The organism is Rossellomorea sp. NRS-1567 (genome assembly GCF_050467885.1).
In the GTDB taxonomy this organism is placed as follows: Bacteria; Bacillota; Bacilli; order Bacillales; family Bacillaceae_B; genus Rossellomorea; species Rossellomorea aquimaris_C.
The window spans coordinates 16,048-33,113 of record NZ_JBITPL010000014.1 but is presented as its reverse complement, the minus strand read 5'-3'; the positions used below and the strand labels follow the sequence as shown (position 1 = coordinate 33,113).

Genomic DNA, 17,066 nt, shown 5'->3' with positions numbered 1-17,066 from the left:
GACTTATCTCTCAGAATGAAATCATTCTGCAGGAATTGGCACCGTTCCAATACTGGAGGTTGCCGGACGTCATAGGGCCTGATCCCTCGGTCACTCTGGATAATTGAAAGTATGTAATTTTCTAAATTTTTATCTTATAGAGGATAATACTGGGTCTGTGAATGGAAGTCAATAGGGAATTTTTCAGTTATTTTTATGTAAGCGTTATCTTTGTTGTTGCACTAGGGAAGGGATTTTTTGTGTAGGGGGACTTTGGTTTGATAGGGGCGTGGTGATTATCCATTTTTTTACAGTTTATAATATATTCCTAAAGTTGATAATAAAAGGTGGAAAGTCGATAATATATCTCTAAAGTTGATAATAAATAGACAAAGTCGATAATAAACCTTCTCTCATCCTATCAATCCATGTATTTCACATCGATTTCAGTTAATATCCTGCCTTAACACCATCTCAAAACCATACATACTATCCAAAAACTTTCCTTTCCACCTCAAAATGGAACTAATCTCCATTACCAATAGAAAAAGGCACTACCTTCCATAGCAGCACCCCGATCACTTGTCATAACAACTCACAACAAACATTCTAATTTCTCAAACAACCAAACGAAAACTAGAAAGTCCACTCCTTAATCCCCGTCAACACATCCAACTCCCTCAACCTCTGCTCACAATAAGACGAATTCCCTTTCAAGTATGTATCAACATAAGCCGGATGACACATAATCTCAAGCGTCTCACCTTCATCCCTGCTGTTCAATATCCTCTTCAATCCTTCAACCGACACTCCGTCACCATAAAAGTCCATCGAGAAACGATCGGTTAACACATTCATTGCGTCAAACCCATCACAGGGTACATTCCGGACCGAAACCCCAAAACGCTCCGACAATCTCTTCACCACCGGGATCAAAGGTCGAAAGCTATGAACATGGTGATGACTGTCAATATGAGAAAGGGGCAAACCGAATGATAGGAATTTATCCATCTGAGCCTCCCACTCCATTTCAACCTCATCCACATTGATTTCTTTTTCTTCAAAAATCTTGCTGGTGTAACGGAAAAAGCCTCTCTCATCCAGTAGTGATGGTACTCCGCCAGAAACTGGTCTCCCGCATGTCAGTGTTAAATGGACCCCAACCTGTAATTCTGGATAAACCTTCGCCAATTCCACCGCATGCAGAGTCCCCGGCATATTGACCAGCATCGTTGTTGAGTTAACGATGCCAAACCGGTGACTATCAACGATGCCGTAATTCACCCCCCGGCATAATCCAAAATCATCTGCATTGACGATCACGTTCCTCATAATCCCCCATCCCCTTTTTATCTAATAGGTTCTTTCTACAAGAAAGCTCGCTTTATCTCCTCTGAAGATCGCTTTGGAAAATTCAATCACCGATCCATCCTCTACATAAGCCGTCGTTTCGATCATAAAGCAAGGTGTCCCCTCTGGTACCTCAAGCTTCTCTGCCACTCGTTCATCTGCTAAAAACAATTCGATCGTTTCGACGGTTTTTTTAATTTTTATCTCAAACTGTGTTTCCAGGAGCTTGTAAAGAGATCTTTCACATTCGTCTTTATCAAGCCCCGGCGTCTTGTACCAGGGCAGATAGGCCACCTCATATTGCAGGGGCAGCCCGTCTGAATAACGGATCCTCTCTAAACGATTGACGGGATCTCCATTCTTCAATTCCAACGCTTTTTCAACTGTTGATTCTGCCGGGATGACATTCATGCTTAGTACCTTGATCTTAGGTTTCTTACCCTGTAATCGCAGTTGCTCTGTGTAGTTGTCGATCGTCGAGGACAGGATTTGACTGACTTTCTCTTCTGCGACAAAGGTTCCTCTTCCTTGCTCGCGATACACGTAACCTTCAAGTGTCAGCTGCTGGAGCGCCGTCCGGATGGTCGTACGACTGACATTGAACTTTTCGCAAAACTCCGCCTCTGTCGGCAGTTTTGTATTCGGCGCGTATTCTTTATTTTTAATCATGTGGATGATTTCTTCTTTTACATGCGAATGCAGGGCCTTTGCTTCTTGTGTCTCTTTCATTCTGTTTCTCCCTTCCACTTTCTTCCTATATTTGTTATAACACATCCACGTTCATTTCTCTATTCCTAATCATTTTATCATAAAAATAATTTGTTATTACAAATAAATAAAAATTAGTCATAAATTTTATTTTTGTCACTACAATGCATAGACGAGCGAAAATTTGTATGATACATTATAAAAAAATAGAAATCGCTTTCAAAATGAAGGGAGATCGACAGAATGTCATTAAAGGTGGTCATAATCGGAGGCGGATCAAGCTATACACCAGAAATTATCGAGGGGTTCATCCACCGATACAAATCTTTTCCTGTCACGGACATAACGCTTGTAGACATCGAAGCAGGGAAAGAGAAGCTTGAGATTATCGGGCAGTTTGCTCGTCGAATGATCCAAAAAGCAGGTGTGCCGATTGAATTGGAATGGACTCTTAACCGGCGGGATGCCTTGATAGGCGCTGACTTTGTGACAACACAAATCAGGGTGGGCGGCCTCTCAGCCAGGGAAAAAGATGAACGTATTCCGTTAAGTCATGGAGTCATCGGACAGGAAACCAATGGAGCAGGCGGTATATTCAAGGCCTTGCGTACCATTCCGGTCCTATTGGAAATTTGTCATGACATCCAACAGATTTGTCCCCATGCTTGGCTTATTAACTTTACCAACCCGGCAGGCATTGTTACGGAAGCCCTGCTTAAATACAGTACACATCATAAAGTCATCGGGGTGTGCAATATTCCTTTCAACATGAAAAACAGCGTGGCCGAGATGATGAATTGTTCTGCAAATGAAGTACAGATTGAATTTGTAGGGATGAATCATTTTGTGTTTGGAAAAAGGGTTTGGGTCAATGGTCAGGATGTCACCGATCAAGTTCTGCAAAAACTGATCCATCAAGAAGTGGATTACTCACCGGCCAACATCGTCTCCCTCGGATGGTCGAAGGAATTTTTACAAGCACTCGGGATGCTTCCCAATCCTTATCATCAATACTACTTCCAACGGGACTCTGTGTTGGAAAAGGACCTTCAAGCTTATAGAGAAAACGGTACACGGGCAGAGGTTGTTCGAAAAGTTGAAAAAGAACTTTTCATACAATATATGAAAGAAGAGTTAAATGAAAAACCAAAAGAACTGGAAAATCGAGGAGGTGCCTACTACAGTGATGCTGCCTGCAGCCTCATGACGAGCATTTACAACAACTCAGGAGACATCCAAACCGTCAACACACTGAACAACGGAACCATCCCGGACCTGCCTCACGAAGCTGTTATTGAAGTAAACGCCGTCATTACGGGGGACGGACCTCAGCCAATCGTCATTGGACCGCTTCCTTCATCAATTAAAGGAATCATCCAACAGATGAAAGCGTTCGAAGAGCTCGTCATTCAGGCAGCAATGTCCGGTGAGTACAATCATGTCTACCAGGCCATGGTGATGAATCCCCTAGTACAGAACGAAGGGGTAGCAAGACAACTAGTCGATGAATTATTGGAAGCTCACAAAGAGTTTTTACCGCAATTCAATTAATCTAGTAAATGGGGGAAAGAGAAATGAGTAAAGTAATGGGGTTTATGGAAAGCAAGTTTATGCCTATTGCAGGAAGAATCGGGTCACAACGACATCTCGTCGCCATCCGTGATGGATTCGTTTCAATCATGCCACTGATCATCGTCGGATCTTTGGCTGTCTTATTAAATAATCTGCCGATTGATGCCTTTCAAAATTTTATGGTCTCTGTATTCGGTGAAAGCTGGAAATCCGTTGGCGGGAATATGTGGAATGGATCATTCGCCATCCTCGGACTGCTCGTCGCTGCATCCATCAGTTATCATTTAGCTAAGTCCTATCATATCGATGGGTTATCTGCAGCATTAGTGTCGATCGCTTCACTCATCATCCTCACGCCGGTAACGGAAGACTGGGGAATTTCCTACGTCTGGACCGGAGCACAAGGGATATTCGTAGCCGTAATCACGTCCCTTCTTGTCACAGAATTATTCAAAGTGTTGATTCGTTCCAAGTTTACGATCAGTATGCCCGATGGTGTGCCGGAAGGTGTCGTAAAATCATTCAAAGCCCTGATTCCTGCAACGATTATCTTGATTCTTGTTGGTCTTATTCAAGCTCTCTTAACTTCTTTTGCAGAAAAAAGCATCTTTGAAATCGTGTTCACTGTGGTTCAGGAACCACTGCAAGCTGTATCCAACTCACTGCCATCAGCCATAGTTGTAGCCTTCTTAAATCATTTCCTTTGGTTCTTCGGCTTACATGGCACGAACATATTAGGTCCGATCATCGAACCGATCTATCTACCGTTAATTGAGAAAAATCAGCAGCTCTTCGCAGACGGGATGAGTGCCTTCGACGTTCCTTACATTGTGACGAAACCATTCTTCGATGCCTACGTGTACATGGGTGGATCCGGTACGACGATCGCCTTGATCATCGCCATCTTCCTTGTAGTGAAAACGAAGCATTACCGCACAGTCGGAAAACTGTCTGCTGCACCTGGAGTCTTCAATATTAATGAACCGGTCATCTTTGGTCTGCCGATCGTGTTAAACCCGCTTATGTTTATCCCGTTTTTACTGGTACCTGTCGTATTGACGGTTACATCTTACCTGGCACTGAGCTTAGGAATCGTACCCAAAACCGTCGCGATTGTTCCTTGGACGACACCTCCGATCATCAGTGGCTACCTTGTAACGGGTGGATCTTGGAGTGGAATCGTGCTACAACTTGTGAACCTGACAATCGCTACACTTATGTACATCCCATTCCTGCTCGCATCTGAACGTGCCCAATTAAAGAAAACAACCGAAACGAGTGATAAAATCGCATGAATGCTGAACAACAAATGACCTTAGAAGAAATATCTTTTCATATCATTTTACACGCTGGAAATGCGCGATCATCCGCCATGGAAGCCCTGCAAGCCGCCAAGAAAAAACAGTTCGAAACAGCAGAGGAAAAAATGGCCGAGGCAGCGAAAGAAGTACATCAAGCTCACCACTATCAAACACAGTTACTCCAAAAAGAAGCAAGTGGTGACACACAGAATCCTACGATTCTATTGATCCACGCTCAGGATCATCTTATGAACGCCATCACCGTCAAAGAACTGGCCCAGGAAATCATCGAAATCCATCAAACCAAGTAAGGAGTGCTTCATATGAATATCATGCTGGTCTGCTCGGCAGGAATGTCAACGAGTATGTTAGTCCAAAAAATGCGCAAAGCCGCTGAAGAAAAAGGCCTTGAAGCCACCATTAACGCTACGTCTGAAGCTGACTTAAGCAATCACTTAGATAATCTTGATGTGATTCTCATCGGTCCTCAAGTCCGCTACCTATCATCTAAAATCATTGAAAAAGCTGAGCCTTATCATATTAAGGTGGATGTGATCGATGGGATGTCTTATGGGATGATGAATGGTGAGAAAGTGTTGGAACAGGCTGTGAGTTTGTTGGGGAAATAATATTTTCGAGATTAAGAGTGACCTGTAATGGGTTACTCTTTTTTAAGGTGAATAACATGAAGAAAGTGTCCCCCAATTAAGGAGAACACTTTCACTCGATTACATCACATCATAATCCGTCACATTACGCTCGACCACTCGTGCTCCTTCCACACTCACAAACATTCCGTTCGAACTTCCAAACACATTGGTCGCAATCAGGTTATCCATCGCTGCTTTCACCGCCACCGTATCAATCGGCTCGATCGGGTCATTGATGGATAGCTTAGCTGACTTCCCCGTTTCGGTTGTAAATTCAAGTTCTAATACTTTTGCCATGCTGCCTCCTCCTTTCTATAGAACTATTGATTGTCCTTACTCGTTAATGTCAAAGGTTTCGACCTTCTCGATGTTGTTTAATCCTTTTGATGAAAGACTTGCCACAGATAAAGCTGCGCTGTTCATCTCATCCGCCGTTGCCAGTGAATTGATGTAGCTGTACGATTTGTACACAATCTTAGGATTCCCTTTCTCATCCAGACCATCATTGTAAGCCAGTCGTATTCTCGTAGATTTCAAATCCGCTGTTGCCATGTGCCTCACCTCCTTTCACCCTTTATATAGGGGAAAGGGAGAGTGAAGGACACCCCCGTTTAAAAAAAAGAGGGACGGACCTCCACTCCTAGTACCAGCTCCTAGGAATAGAGGTCCGTCCCTTGTTCTTAATAAAGTTTCCCTTGCCGGTATAGAACCGTGGATAGTTTCATGACGGAGTGGATGTAGCAGTTTTGGCGAAGTGGGAATGGGTCGCCGAAGAATAGTGGCAGGACGGTGTCCATGGTTGTTTTCATTTTGTCGTAGAGGAGGTTGAATACTTCTTCCTCTGTGTAGAACTGCGTTTCCCGTCCTTGCAGCCATTCGAAGTAGGAGACGATGACCCCTCCGGCATTGGCCAGGATATCAGGGATGATAATGACTCCTTGATCACTTAAATATTTATCCGCTTCCGTTGTGATTGGAGCATTGGCCCCTTCCACGATGATTCTTGCTTTCACCTTTTCTACATTATCCTTGTGCACCTGATCCTCTAATGCCGCTAACATCAGAACGTCTACATCTAAATACAGAACCTCATCGCGATCTCGGATTTCAGCCTTTACGCCGATTTCCTTCAACTGTTCATCCTGCGTGGGAAGATCTCCTTTATTCTTCATCGTAAACTCAACCAAAGCCGGAATATCAAGACCATCCGAGTTGAACAACGTCACATTCCGGTCACTCACCGCCACCACTTTATTTTGTAAATGAGTGGATTGATATGCTTCTAATGCCGCCACCGAGCCGACATTCCCGAACCCTTGTACAGCAATCGTTAACGCACGGTCCTCAAAATCGAGAGCCGTTTTCGCAAAGACATTATCCGTCTTCGTTAATAGACTCTTCTGTTCCCTCACAAAATCATGAACGAGATAGCGGAATGTAAAGAAGACACCTTTTCCCGTCGCTTCTCTCCGGCCTAACGATCCGCCGTTCACAACGCTTTTTCCCGTAAAGCTCCCTCTATAAGGCATTCCCGGCCGGATGCTCTTGTACTCCGCCATCATCCAGTCCATTTCACGTTCCCCTGATCCCATATCGGGAGCCGGAATATCTTTATCGGGTCCAAGGACATCGCTGAAATACTGGACATACTTCCTCGCGATCAAATGAAGCTCCTTCTCTGTATACTCACGGGGATTCAGAATGATCCCGCCTTTTCCTCCACCGAATGGAACGTCATGAAGGGCATTTTTCAACGTCATCAAGGAAGCCAGATTCACGACCTCTTCCTCATTCACCGTCTCGTGAAAACGGATCCCCCCCTTATATGGACCCAGGGCATTGTTATGCTGAACACGAAAAGCTGGGATCCTGACCACCTTCTCATCCTCCAACGGAATCCTCAAATACGATTTATGTACGTGGTTCGGTGTCGACAGAATGGAAGTTAATGACGTAAACGCTTTCTTTCTTGTCTCACCTTTTACTTCGGGTAAAAAAGATTCGTCCTCTAATAAAGCATCCAATGATTTCTGAACAATATCTCTCGTTTGGCTGATCAAATCCGGTCCCTCCTATAAATTCTAAGAAAATAATGGTATATACTATAGTGTTACCCTGTCACCCCTGGTTAAAAACGACTATTCTTAAACTCTCATATCGACATCTCCCGCTAAGCAGAAAAGACCACCCCTTATCCAAATGCCCACCGTAGTGGTATTTTTCAAGGAGGATGGCTTCAGGGAGAAATGATGAAGATATAAATTTTCATGAAATCTGTTCCAAGTAAAGAAGTTATGTATTGGATTCCAGTCACCAGATAGTCGATTTGTACCTGGAACCCTTTGAAAGAAATCAAAAAAGAGACCCCAATAAACTAAAGGATGCCTCTCTTGGCTTTTTAGTCAATCAATCGAGTACATAAATAGTTGGTATAAGTTGCTCTACCATGCATGATAAAACAATTTTCTATTTTTCACCGATAGTAGTTCTCCTGCGTTCCCTTCCTCTACTTTATACGGCTCACCACTCTGTATAACCTCGGCTACAATGGAGGCGAATTGATCCCTTGTATATTTTTTTGATCGATGTGACATCAAATCGATAAAGAGGTCTTTATATTCCAGGTCAGCTGCAGATATAAGAGAAACGGTCGCTATGATCTTTCTGCCAATAATAACGTGTTTAATGTCTGAACTTGGAGTATAGTAGAAACGTCCTCCGTACCTTCTCGCAATTTCATCATACCCCTTACCAGCTTTATAAATATTAAAATCACGACTAAGCTTAAACGTATGTCCGTTAGAATCAGTCATAGTGAATTCCATTGGGTACATTTCCTCTTCAGGACTGTCTTCTTGGTTTGTACCATCATTTTCTCTCTTACCTGCAGATGGGCTTTTCAATTCTTCGTTACTTTCCTTTTCCTTTTCAAGACTCGCTTCTTCTTCAAGACGCTTTTTGTCTTCTACCTCCACTTTCACCAGATAGAACGCATCTTTTGCCGACAGTATTTCTTCTTTCATTTCAGCAGTCGTTTGATTATCCGGCAAAAGGTTGACCTGTTTCATCATTCTCTCTGCTTGATGTTCGAAATCCTGTTCGTTTAATGATTGTTCTTCTGCAATTGCTTTAAGGTTTTGGATTTCTTCTTGTACTTCCTTATATTGATTTAACGTTTGATCAATATGATTCACCTGTGATGAATAATGATTAGTAAAAAACGCTCTAAGGGATGAGCTTTCAAGTTTGTCGAATGTCTTTAATTTTTCTGCCAGTTCGCTTTTTATTGAAGCCACCTTTTCAGCCATTTTTTCTTCTAAAGGACTTTTCTCCAGGAGACTGCTTACTTCGTTAATATTCTGTTGAAGCTCATTTGCCACTGGAACGGCTTGGTTATAATCCTCTATTTCTTTCATCATCGGGATTAAATGTTGACGCAGTTCCCTTTCCTTTTCTTCTCCACTTTTCAAAATTTCCTTCTCAGCATTTCGGAGTGATACTTGAGCCGACTTTAGTTCTGAAGGTTCAATCGTTTTTAATAATCCGCCCTCTTCCGTTTCTTGCAGGTTCATTTCCATTTCTTCATAAACCGCTTGAATGTCTTCCTCAGCATCAGCGAATAACTGATTTGCTTTATCTTTGTCTGTTTCAGAAATGATATATACCGTCAAGATTGAAAAAACCAGTAACCCTACAGCTGCAGCTGCAATGCTGCCAAGTCTGCCCTCTTTCAATACTTTTTTCCGTGAAGGCGGAGAAGGTTCATGATGAAGTATGGCTGTATGAATCCGTTCTTTCACCTCGTCATTTAATTGAAGCGGGGGAAGCTTTTTTTGTAGATTGTCTCCATTATGATTCTTCATTTTTACATCCTCCTGATATGGATTGCAGCTTTTTACACGCACGGTGATAGGTGATTCGAACTTTGTTTTCCGTCCACCCAAGAATGGTGGCCGTTTCTTTTACGTCAAAGCCATTTATTCCTTTCAAAACCACCACATCCCGATAATTGGATTTAAGCTTCTGAATAGTGGCTAGAAGTTCACGACTTCCTTCATTCAGAAAATAAAGAGATTCAGGCGTTTCTAATGAAGCGGCTTCATGATTTTTTGGGGAAAAAGAAGTAATGGACCATTTATTCCTCTTCATCTTTCTAAGTTCATCAAGGGCAAGATTCCTGGCAATCGAATATAACCATGTTTTCGGATTCGCTTTTCCCTCAAACGAGTCCACGGAATTCAGTGCCCGAATGAATACTTCCTGAACAAGATCTTCAACATCAGTCGAGGCCATCCGATATACAAGGAACGTATATATTGCATCACTATAGAGGTGAAACCATTCTGCAACCATCCTATTGTTGGACATCCTATTCCCCCGCTTTTTCTTTTTATATATTAGACGATAATGAATACCCATATATTTCACTTTTTTGAATATTTTTTCATTTTATTTACAAATTGCTCTTGAAGGTTGACAAGCTCGCCATTTATCCATTTCCTCCAAAATAAAGGAAACCTTGACAACCTCCCCCAATATACTATAATTACATTATTTATATTCCGACTAAACTAATATGAATTATAAGGTAAGGAGGATGACATGTTTATACAGATCAACCATCTCAATAAGCAATACCTCGATAAGTCAGGAAAACCAACCGATGTACTGAAGGATATTAATCTCGAGATAGATAAAGGTGAGTTTGTTTCAATCCTGGGACCTTCAGGATGCGGTAAATCCACTCTCCTCTCCATCGTGGCAGGACTGACCGCCTTGACTTCGGGAGAGATTCTTGTAGATGGAAATCCAATCAAGAAACCCGGAAAAGACCGGGGGATGGTATTCCAGCAAGCGGCACTTTTTCCATGGCTGAATGTGCGTGACAATGTAACGTTCCCTCTGAAAAAAGAGATGTCTAAGAAAGAGGCAAGACAACAAGCCGCAAAATACTTACATATGGTCCAACTGGGAAACTATCAGGATCATTATCCTCATGAGCTTTCAGGGGGAATGCAGCAGCGGGTGGCGATTGCACGGGCTCTCTCCATGAACCCGGAAATCCTTCTCATGGATGAACCATTCGGCGCACTGGATGAACAAACACGCTCCCGCCTTCACCACCAGCTTGAAACGATCTGGATGGAAACGAAGAAAACCGTCCTGTTTGTCACTCACAGTATCTCTGAATCTATTAAGCTTTCAGACCGGATCATCGTCATGGGTACCCGCCCAGGCACGATTTTGACAGATATCAAAGTGGATCTTCCCCGCCCACGGGATGCTCATAAAGAAGATATGGTAAAGATCGAAGAACATATCATGAGTTATTTAAAGAAGGAAATCGACAAAGTGATAAGTGAGGAATTGGCCTATGAACACAGCTCTTAAACGAATCATCTTTTTTGCCCTCATTATCGGTCTTTGGGAATCGGGATCACGATTCGGATTATGGACAGAAGTTGTCCTTCCCTCTCCCACTTCCGTTTTCCAGGCCCTTTTTACAGGAATTGCCGATCAAACCCTGATCATTGACCTTATTGCAAGCTTCAAACGCTTATTCATCGGGTTAGGGATTTCATTGCTTATCGGAACCAGCATAGGCGTTCTTCTGGCCAAATCAAGAACGGCTGACGATACGCTGGGATCTTTACTGCTGGCCTTCCAAAGTGTACCGAGTATTGTGTGGCTGCCGCTGGCCATCATGTGGTTCGGACTCAATGAAAAAGCGGTCATTTTCGTCGTCATCCTCGGTGGAACATTCGTCATGGCACTCAACATTCGAATGGGCATAAAAAACGTCTCTCCCCTCTTTTTAAAAGCCGCTCAAACGATGGGATCGAGAGGTTTGGACTTATTCATTCGAGTCATCTTCCCGGCATCGATTCCTTATGTGGTCACGGGTGCACGCCTTGCATGGGCCTTCGCCTGGAGAGCGTTGATGGCAGGGGAACTATTAAGCACCGGTCCCGGACTCGGCTACACCCTCCGATACGCATCCGATTTTGGTGACATGAGCCTGGTCATCGCCGTCATGATCATCATTGGAGTCATCGGAGCGATCGTGGATCAACTGATATTCCAGCGTGTTGAAAGATCAGTGATTAAGCGTTGGGGATTGGAATCTTAAGCATAGAAAAAAATACGGTAGGTGACGATCACCTGCCTCATTTAAAAAAACAGGAGGTTACAAAATGAAAAAAGCATTTATACTCATGACGATTTTCTTTACATTCCTAGGTGTTTTAGCAGGCTGCGGTACGGAAAAAAGCTCAGGCGGTGACGTAAGCAAGAAGGTCGTCATCGGATACTTCCCGAATATAAATCACGTTCCCGCAATGGTTGCGAAGGACAAAGGATTTTATGAAAAGCAGCTGGGTGACGGTACAAAGATTGAATACAAAACCTTCCCCGATGGATCATCGTTTATGACTGCTTTGAAAACTGGCGAAATTGATGCCGGTCTTGTCGGACCTGGTCCAGCTATGAATAACTACATGACCGGGGCTGACGTGAAGATCATCGGTGGGGGTTCTACTGGTGGAACCGTGGTTCTTGCAAGTAAGGAAAGCGGAGTGAAAACCGTGGACGATTTTGCAGGAAAATCCTTCATCACCCCTGCCGTCGGTTGCACACATGATGTTCAGGTCGAAACATTCTTGAAGGAACACGGCATTGAATCTCAACGTATCGGCGGAACCATGAAACACGTAACCGGAAACCCGGCACAATATGCCAATATGTTGAAATCAGGGAAAGTCGATATTGCCGTAGCGCCGGAACCTTGGGCAGCCGTGATTCAACAGGAAACAGGTGCCAACATCATCATCGATCATGATGAGATTTCATTCGGTGAAACATTACCAGCATCAGTACTTGTAGCCTCTGGAAAATCCGTAAAAGAAAATCCGGACACCATTCAAAAAATCGTGGACGCACATAAAGAAGCGACTTCTTTCATCGCTGAGAATCCTGAAGAAGCAAAAAAAATCACGATTAAAGACGTGAAAGACGTAACCGGCCAAGAACTAAGCAAGGAAGTCGTCGACCAGGCCTGGGAACGAATCGGCTTCACTTACAAAGTGGACTCCGATGCCGTTCAAGCCTTCGCCGACTCATCCTACGAGCTGAAGTTCCTGAAAGAAAAACCAAAATTCACCGATTTAATTGATAAGCAGTTCATAGACTAACCTGACAAGGTCCGTCCCTCTTCTAATGCGAGGGACGGACCTCTGTTTCAGAAGGAGGAAGTGAAGTGAGAGTGAAATCTATTATTGCAGCAATTGCCTTATCTCTTTTCTTGTTGGCTGGCTGCCAGGGGGAAAATGTTGAGGAGTCTTTTCCTATGAATGTAGAGGTCGGTGAATTGTCCGCTGTAGATCAGAATGGGGAGACTACGTCATTAGGTGAGCTGAATAAGGGAAAGATTGTGCTTGCTGATTTCATCTTTACAAATTGTGATACCGTGTGTCTTCCGATGACGGCGAATATGTCGAAGCTTCAAAAGAAGATAGCGGAGGCGGGACTGGATGGGGAAGTTCAGCTGATTTCGATTAGTGTGGATCCCGAACATGACTCTCCTGAAGTGTTGAAGGAATATAGTGGCCGATATGAAGTGGATGAGGAGAATTGGAGCTTCTTGACGGGATATTCCCGTGACGAGATCGAATCTTTTGCCAATGTTTCTTTTAAAACTCCTGCTGCTCAAGTGGAAGGCTCTAATCAATTCGTGCATGGCACTTCTTTTTATTTAATGAGTGAAAATGGGGTTTTGTTGAAGCAGTATGAAGGGGTGTCCAATCCTCCTTATGAGGAGATCATTGAGGATATTGAGAAGTTGAAGTGACCTTTTCGAGTGGAATCGAGGAGGTTTTTTTAATTTACTTCTGAAGTTTATTCTAAACACTTAAAGCTGGTTTCTTATGTTTTCCAGCACCATCTTCGGAGAAATCTGTATGATTATTTCAGGGCATTTGTTAAATCTTCGTAAACCCAACCTTTTCTAAGGATAAATAGAGCCCTCCTCTGATAAAATGGTAAGAGATCTATTTCGGAGGTGTATAGTATGAAGCAGTCCGATCTTTCCTTATTGTTATCATCATCTTTGACCCCCAAGAAAAAAGTGACCAAAGCCATCATTCCTGCAGCGGGATTAGGCACAAGATTCCTTCCTGCAACGAAAGCGCAACCGAAGGAAATGCTCCCCATTGTAGATAAACCGACAATCCAATATATTATCGAAGAAGCCGTCCATTCGGGCATTACTGACATCATCATCATTACAGGTCGAGGAAAAAGAAGTATTGAAGACCACTTTGATAAATCGTATGAGTTGGAAGCTACTTTAGAGAAGAAAGAAAAATGGAGTGCGCTTGAAGAGGTTCAATCGATTGCCAATCTGGCAAACATCCATTATATCAGGCAGAAGGAGCCACTGGGATTAGGCCACGCTGTCCTCTGCGCACGTTCATTCATTGGGGATGATCCTTTCGCGGTTATGTTAGGGGATGATATGATCCTTTCAGAAGAACCATGTGTCAGTCAGTTGATTCAATCGTTCAATGAATATCAGGCACCTGTCATTGGCGTTCAGGAAGTAAAGGAAGACCAGGTTTCAAAGTATGGAATTGTGAGCCCTTATTTTGAACAGGATAGCATTTCTGAAGATATTTACCGGATTAAAGGGTTGGTGGAAAAGCCTCACCCCACTGTAGCCCCTTCAAACCTGGCCATTATGGGAAGGTACATTTTAACCCCTGATATTTTTTCCTATTTAGAGAGATTACAAGTTGGGACTGGCGGAGAATATCAGTTAACAGACGCATTAAACCAGTATAATCAGGAACACCCCATGTACGCAAAAGTATTTACCGGGGATCGTTATGACATCGGAGACAAGCTGGGATTTATTAAAGCGACGATTGAATGCGCCATGAAGAGACCTGAACTTCAGTCACAATTGACGGTCTATCTCAAAGAACTAATGAATAAGGTGGGATCGCAATGAAGATTTCAGTGATCGGGGCCGGCTATGTGGGACTGGTAACAGGGGCGAGTCTTGCTAAAATTGGACATCACGTCACTTGTTTAGACTTAAATGAAGAGAAAATTGAGGTGTTGAACAAAGGAAGGTCCCCTATATATGAACCTGGTTTAGAAGCTCTGATTCAACAAAATATGAAAGCCCACACACTTTCATTTACGACAGACTTTGACATTGCCTGCCAGCTAGCGGAAATCATCATCATTGCGGTTGGAACTCCCTCCAATCAGGATGGTTCTGCTGATCTGACAGCTATTAAAGATGTCTCCGAGAAAATCGGTGCTCACATACACCACCCCGGAACCATCATTGTGACAAAAAGCACCGTACCAGTAGGAACCAATCGCAAGGTGAAATCCTGGTTACACACTTACTCGTTCTCGGCAGATCACTTTATGATTGCTTCAAATCCTGAATTCTTAAGGGAAGGATCCGCTATCCATGACACATTCAACGGTGATCGAATCGTCATCGGTTCGGAAAATGAAGAAGCTGCGAGGAAACTTGAAGAAATGTTCGCACCGTTTGGAGTTCCGATTTTACATACCTCCCTCGAGAGTGCTGAGATGATTAAATACTCCTCCAACGCTTTTTTAGCGACAAAGATAAGTTTCATTAATGAAATCGCCAACTTGTGCGAAAAACTGGGTGCCAACGTTGAAGACGTGGCCAGGGGAATGGGTATGGATCAGCGTATTGGATCAGCGTTTCTTCAAGCCGGGATTGGATACGGTGGCTCCTGTTTTCCGAAAGACACGAATGCGTTGGTTCAAATCGCAGGTGAAATGGAACATGAATTCGAATTATTAGAATCTGTCATAAAAGTCAACGCCAAACAACAGGTGAAATTGGTTCAAATGGCTAAAGATCACGTGAAAGAATTAAAGGGGAAAAGAGCCGGTATTTTGGGCCTTTCCTTCAAGCCCAACACCGATGACATAAGAGAAGCGGCATCCATTGAAATGATTAAGCTTTTAGTTGAGGAGGGTGTACAGATGACCGTTTACGACCCGGTTGCTCAAGATAATGCGAAATCCTTTCTGGGAGACACTGTCACCTTTGCCGATAACTGCTTTGATGCTATAGAAGATCAAGACATGCTCTTCATTGTAACGGAATGGGAAGAGTTTAAGGTCTTACGACTGAAAACCATCTCCAAGTTAATGGACCTTCCCTTAGTATTCGACGGACGAAATTGCTTTGCACTTGAAGAAGCGATAGATGCGAATATTGACTACTACTCGATTGGCAGACCTGCTGTCACTCAGTTTTCAAATAGTAAGAAAAACGTATGAACAGTAAAGACCCTCAACCATATTAGGATGAGGGTCTTCCTTTCTACAATACTACATTCGATTCCACAGGGATCCCGATCGTAAACGTCGTCCACTCATCGTTCGACTGACAGCGGATTTCCCCATCATGCTTTTCAATCAGTTTTTTACAAATATAAAGACCGATTCCCGTTCCGAGATCTTTTGTCGTGTAAAAAGGTTCGAAAATGGCTTCAATGGTTTCTTCTTTGATCCGCGGGCCATTGTTGGAGATTTCCAGTTTTGTTTTACCTGCTTCTTCTTCGCATGAAATCGTGATTTGACGTTGTCCCTCCACTTCCTGAAGGGCATCAATGGAGTTCATGATGAGGTTAAGGAAAACCTGTCTAAGTTCATCCCTATTTCCCAACACCTTGATGGCTGCATCGCACTGAAAGTCGATGGATACATCACCATCCAGAAGGCTCGGATACAGAAATTCAATGGTCTCTTCCAGATGATCTGTCAGGATGATCTCTTCCCTGGTACTCTCAATTAAATCCTTTCTCGATACATGGAGGAATTGAGAGATACGGTAATTCAACTGCTCCAGCTCATGCTGCATAATATCAAGGTAAGGTAATTCAGGGTAACCGTTTTGCAAGAGCTTGGTAAACCCGATGATCGACGTGAGGGGGTTTCTGAATTCATGGACAAAGCTCGAGCTCATCTGGCCCAGGATCGTCAGCCGTTCTTTATGGGTTTGATCGATATACAACTCCTTTTCCTGGAGCTGCTGCTCTTTAATTTCCGTGTATTTTCTGACAGCCAAGTAGGAGAAACGGTCGAAAAGGGCGTTGATTTCTTCAATAATGGGCTGCAAATCCCGGAGTTCAATTCCGGAATTACTCACCCACTTGATAATGATACTTTTTCCGACATTCACGTTATATACAAACTCACTTATATTCACGTTTGCGTTCACCCGTTCCAGGGCGGTCTTATAGGCGAGATAGGTAATTTCCTCCTCACTGAGAGGCGTTTCGATCGCACGCTTTACCAACTGAAACATTTTCACTCCATTATTCAACACTTCTTCTTTATATAAATCATTATCTGAAATGACGATACTCTTTCGCCAATTATGTAAAAATTCGTCTGAATGATTTTCAAGAAATTCTATTAGCATGGTAGAAGCCCTAGTCATCAA

At 43.2% G+C, this 17,066-nt stretch carries 18 protein-coding genes and 1 riboswitch; of the genes, 10 read left to right on the top strand and 8 right to left on the bottom strand.

Going from position 1 to position 17,066, the window contains the following annotated elements:
* Positions 1-106, bottom strand: a riboswitch (SAM riboswitch).
* A 509-nt stretch (positions 107-615) separates the two neighbouring features.
* Positions 616-1,311 carry a chitin disaccharide deacetylase gene (chbG, locus tag ACIFOD_RS08110; protein WP_430314208.1) on the bottom strand — a complete coding sequence of 232 codons (696 nt, stop codon included), beginning with the start codon at positions 1,309-1,311 and terminating at the stop codon, positions 616-618.
* Between the two features lie 21 nt (positions 1,312-1,332).
* Positions 1,333-2,058: a GntR family transcriptional regulator gene (locus ACIFOD_RS08105; RefSeq protein ID WP_148970316.1), complete on the bottom strand. Its 726-nt coding sequence runs from the start codon at positions 2,056-2,058 to the stop codon at positions 1,333-1,335.
* A 222-nt stretch (positions 2,059-2,280) separates the two neighbouring features.
* Between ACIFOD_RS08105 and ACIFOD_RS08100 the strand changes: the two genes are divergently transcribed.
* The 4 genes from ACIFOD_RS08100 to ACIFOD_RS08085 are packed head-to-tail and all read left to right on the top strand — an operon-like array spanning position 2,281 to position 5,539.
* Positions 2,281-3,588 (top strand): 6-phospho-beta-glucosidase, encoded by a 1,308-nt coding sequence (locus ACIFOD_RS08100; RefSeq protein ID WP_430314207.1) that lies wholly within the window; start codon positions 2,281-2,283, stop codon positions 3,586-3,588.
* Positions 3,589-3,611: 23 nt separating this feature from the next.
* Complete coding sequence (gene celB / locus ACIFOD_RS08095; RefSeq protein ID WP_430314206.1) at positions 3,612-4,904, top strand: PTS cellobiose transporter subunit IIC; 1,293 nt, start codon at positions 3,612-3,614, stop codon at positions 4,902-4,904.
* Complete coding sequence (locus ACIFOD_RS08090) at positions 4,901-5,221, top strand: PTS lactose/cellobiose transporter subunit IIA (protein ID WP_430314205.1); 321 nt, start codon at positions 4,901-4,903, stop codon at positions 5,219-5,221. Before celB ends, ACIFOD_RS08090 begins: the two co-directional genes overlap by 4 nt.
* A gap of 12 nt (positions 5,222-5,233) precedes the next feature.
* A complete protein-coding gene (locus ACIFOD_RS08085) occupies positions 5,234-5,539 on the top strand; it encodes a PTS sugar transporter subunit IIB (RefSeq protein WP_430314204.1) in 306 nt (101 codons plus the stop codon).
* 99 nt (positions 5,540-5,638) lie between these two features.
* Here the strand turns inward: ACIFOD_RS08085 and ACIFOD_RS08080 are convergent, their stop codons facing one another.
* The 5 genes from ACIFOD_RS08080 to ACIFOD_RS08060 all read right to left on the bottom strand — a co-directional run bounded on the left by ACIFOD_RS08080 (position 5,639) and on the right by ACIFOD_RS08060 (position 9,928).
* On the bottom strand, positions 5,639-5,857 hold the full coding sequence (locus tag ACIFOD_RS08080; protein WP_282138643.1) for a DUF2922 domain-containing protein: 219 nt from the start codon (positions 5,855-5,857) through the stop codon (positions 5,639-5,641).
* Between the two features lie 36 nt (positions 5,858-5,893).
* Positions 5,894-6,112 (bottom strand): DUF1659 domain-containing protein, encoded by a 219-nt coding sequence (locus tag ACIFOD_RS08075; RefSeq protein ID WP_430314203.1) that lies wholly within the window; start codon positions 6,110-6,112, stop codon positions 5,894-5,896.
* A 128-nt stretch (positions 6,113-6,240) separates the two neighbouring features.
* The gene (locus ACIFOD_RS08070) at positions 6,241-7,620 is read right to left on the bottom strand and encodes a Glu/Leu/Phe/Val family dehydrogenase (protein ID WP_430314202.1); all 1,380 of its coding nucleotides are present in this window, start codon (positions 7,618-7,620) and stop codon (positions 6,241-6,243) included.
* A 381-nt stretch (positions 7,621-8,001) separates the two neighbouring features.
* Positions 8,002-9,423, bottom strand: a complete 1,422-nt coding sequence (locus tag ACIFOD_RS08065) for a hypothetical protein (protein ID WP_430314201.1) — start codon at positions 9,421-9,423, stop codon at positions 8,002-8,004.
* Positions 9,410-9,928, bottom strand: a complete 519-nt coding sequence (locus ACIFOD_RS08060; RefSeq protein WP_430314200.1) for an RNA polymerase sigma factor — start codon at positions 9,926-9,928, stop codon at positions 9,410-9,412. The genes ACIFOD_RS08065 and ACIFOD_RS08060 overlap by 14 nt, the downstream gene beginning before the upstream one ends.
* Positions 9,929-10,162: 234 nt before the next feature.
* On the opposite strand from ACIFOD_RS08060, the gene ACIFOD_RS08055 reads away from it, so the two are divergent.
* The 6 genes from ACIFOD_RS08055 (at position 10,163) to ACIFOD_RS08030 (ending at position 15,898) form a co-directional block, all read left to right on the top strand.
* Positions 10,163-10,951, top strand: coding sequence for an ABC transporter ATP-binding protein (locus tag ACIFOD_RS08055; RefSeq protein ID WP_430314199.1), 789 nt, complete (start codon positions 10,163-10,165; stop codon positions 10,949-10,951).
* The gene (locus tag ACIFOD_RS08050; RefSeq protein ID WP_430314198.1) at positions 10,935-11,690 is read left to right on the top strand and encodes an ABC transporter permease; all 756 of its coding nucleotides are present in this window, start codon (positions 10,935-10,937) and stop codon (positions 11,688-11,690) included. Before ACIFOD_RS08055 ends, ACIFOD_RS08050 begins: the two co-directional genes overlap by 17 nt.
* Before the next feature lie 64 nt (positions 11,691-11,754).
* Positions 11,755-12,750, top strand: coding sequence for an aliphatic sulfonate ABC transporter substrate-binding protein (locus tag ACIFOD_RS08045; RefSeq protein ID WP_430314197.1), 996 nt, complete (start codon positions 11,755-11,757; stop codon positions 12,748-12,750).
* A gap of 65 nt (positions 12,751-12,815) precedes the next feature.
* A complete protein-coding gene (locus ACIFOD_RS08040) occupies positions 12,816-13,406 on the top strand; it encodes an SCO family protein (RefSeq protein WP_430314196.1) in 591 nt (196 codons plus the stop codon).
* A 219-nt stretch (positions 13,407-13,625) separates the two neighbouring features.
* On the top strand, positions 13,626-14,567 hold the full coding sequence (gene galU / locus ACIFOD_RS08035) for a UTP--glucose-1-phosphate uridylyltransferase GalU (RefSeq protein WP_430314195.1): 942 nt from the start codon (positions 13,626-13,628) through the stop codon (positions 14,565-14,567).
* Complete coding sequence (locus ACIFOD_RS08030) at positions 14,564-15,898, top strand: UDP-glucose dehydrogenase family protein (RefSeq protein ID WP_430314194.1); 1,335 nt, start codon at positions 14,564-14,566, stop codon at positions 15,896-15,898. Before galU ends, ACIFOD_RS08030 begins: the two co-directional genes overlap by 4 nt.
* Positions 15,899-15,941: 43 nt before the next feature.
* On the opposite strand, the gene ACIFOD_RS08025 is transcribed toward ACIFOD_RS08030, so the two are convergent.
* Entirely contained in the window at positions 15,942-17,045 is a 1,104-nt protein-coding gene (locus ACIFOD_RS08025) for a histidine kinase N-terminal domain-containing protein (RefSeq protein ID WP_430314193.1), read from the bottom strand.
* Positions 17,046-17,066: the final 21 nt, after the last annotated feature.

Coding starts and splice junctions, on each gene's coding strand:
- ACIFOD_RS08080 (WP_282138643.1), bottom strand. CDS start 5,857: ATGGCAAAAGTATTAGAACTTGAATTTACAACCGAAACGGGGAAGTCA.
- ACIFOD_RS08100 (WP_430314207.1), top strand. CDS start 2,281: ATGTCATTAAAGGTGGTCATAATCGGAGGCGGATCAAGCTATACACCA.
- chbG (WP_430314208.1), bottom strand. CDS start 1,311: ATGAGGAACGTGATCGTCAATGCAGATGATTTTGGATTATGCCGGGGG.
- ACIFOD_RS08030 (WP_430314194.1), top strand. CDS start 14,564: ATGAAGATTTCAGTGATCGGGGCCGGCTATGTGGGACTGGTAACAGGG.
- ACIFOD_RS08065 (WP_430314201.1), bottom strand. CDS start 9,423: ATGAAGAATCATAATGGAGACAATCTACAAAAAAAGCTTCCCCCGCTT.
- ACIFOD_RS08085 (WP_430314204.1), top strand. CDS start 5,234: ATGAATATCATGCTGGTCTGCTCGGCAGGAATGTCAACGAGTATGTTA.
- ACIFOD_RS08055 (WP_430314199.1), top strand. CDS start 10,163: ATGTTTATACAGATCAACCATCTCAATAAGCAATACCTCGATAAGTCA.
- celB (WP_430314206.1), top strand. CDS start 3,612: ATGAGTAAAGTAATGGGGTTTATGGAAAGCAAGTTTATGCCTATTGCA.
- ACIFOD_RS08025 (WP_430314193.1), bottom strand. CDS start 17,045: ATGCTAATAGAATTTCTTGAAAATCATTCAGACGAATTTTTACATAAT.
- ACIFOD_RS08060 (WP_430314200.1), bottom strand. CDS start 9,928: ATGTCCAACAATAGGATGGTTGCAGAATGGTTTCACCTCTATAGTGAT.
- ACIFOD_RS08075 (WP_430314203.1), bottom strand. CDS start 6,112: ATGGCAACAGCGGATTTGAAATCTACGAGAATACGACTGGCTTACAAT.
- galU (WP_430314195.1), top strand. CDS start 13,626: ATGAAGCAGTCCGATCTTTCCTTATTGTTATCATCATCTTTGACCCCC.
- ACIFOD_RS08105 (WP_148970316.1), bottom strand. CDS start 2,058: ATGAAAGAGACACAAGAAGCAAAGGCCCTGCATTCGCATGTAAAAGAA.
- ACIFOD_RS08050 (WP_430314198.1), top strand. CDS start 10,935: ATGAACACAGCTCTTAAACGAATCATCTTTTTTGCCCTCATTATCGGT.
- ACIFOD_RS08045 (WP_430314197.1), top strand. CDS start 11,755: ATGAAAAAAGCATTTATACTCATGACGATTTTCTTTACATTCCTAGGT.
- ACIFOD_RS08090 (WP_430314205.1), top strand. CDS start 4,901: ATGAATGCTGAACAACAAATGACCTTAGAAGAAATATCTTTTCATATC.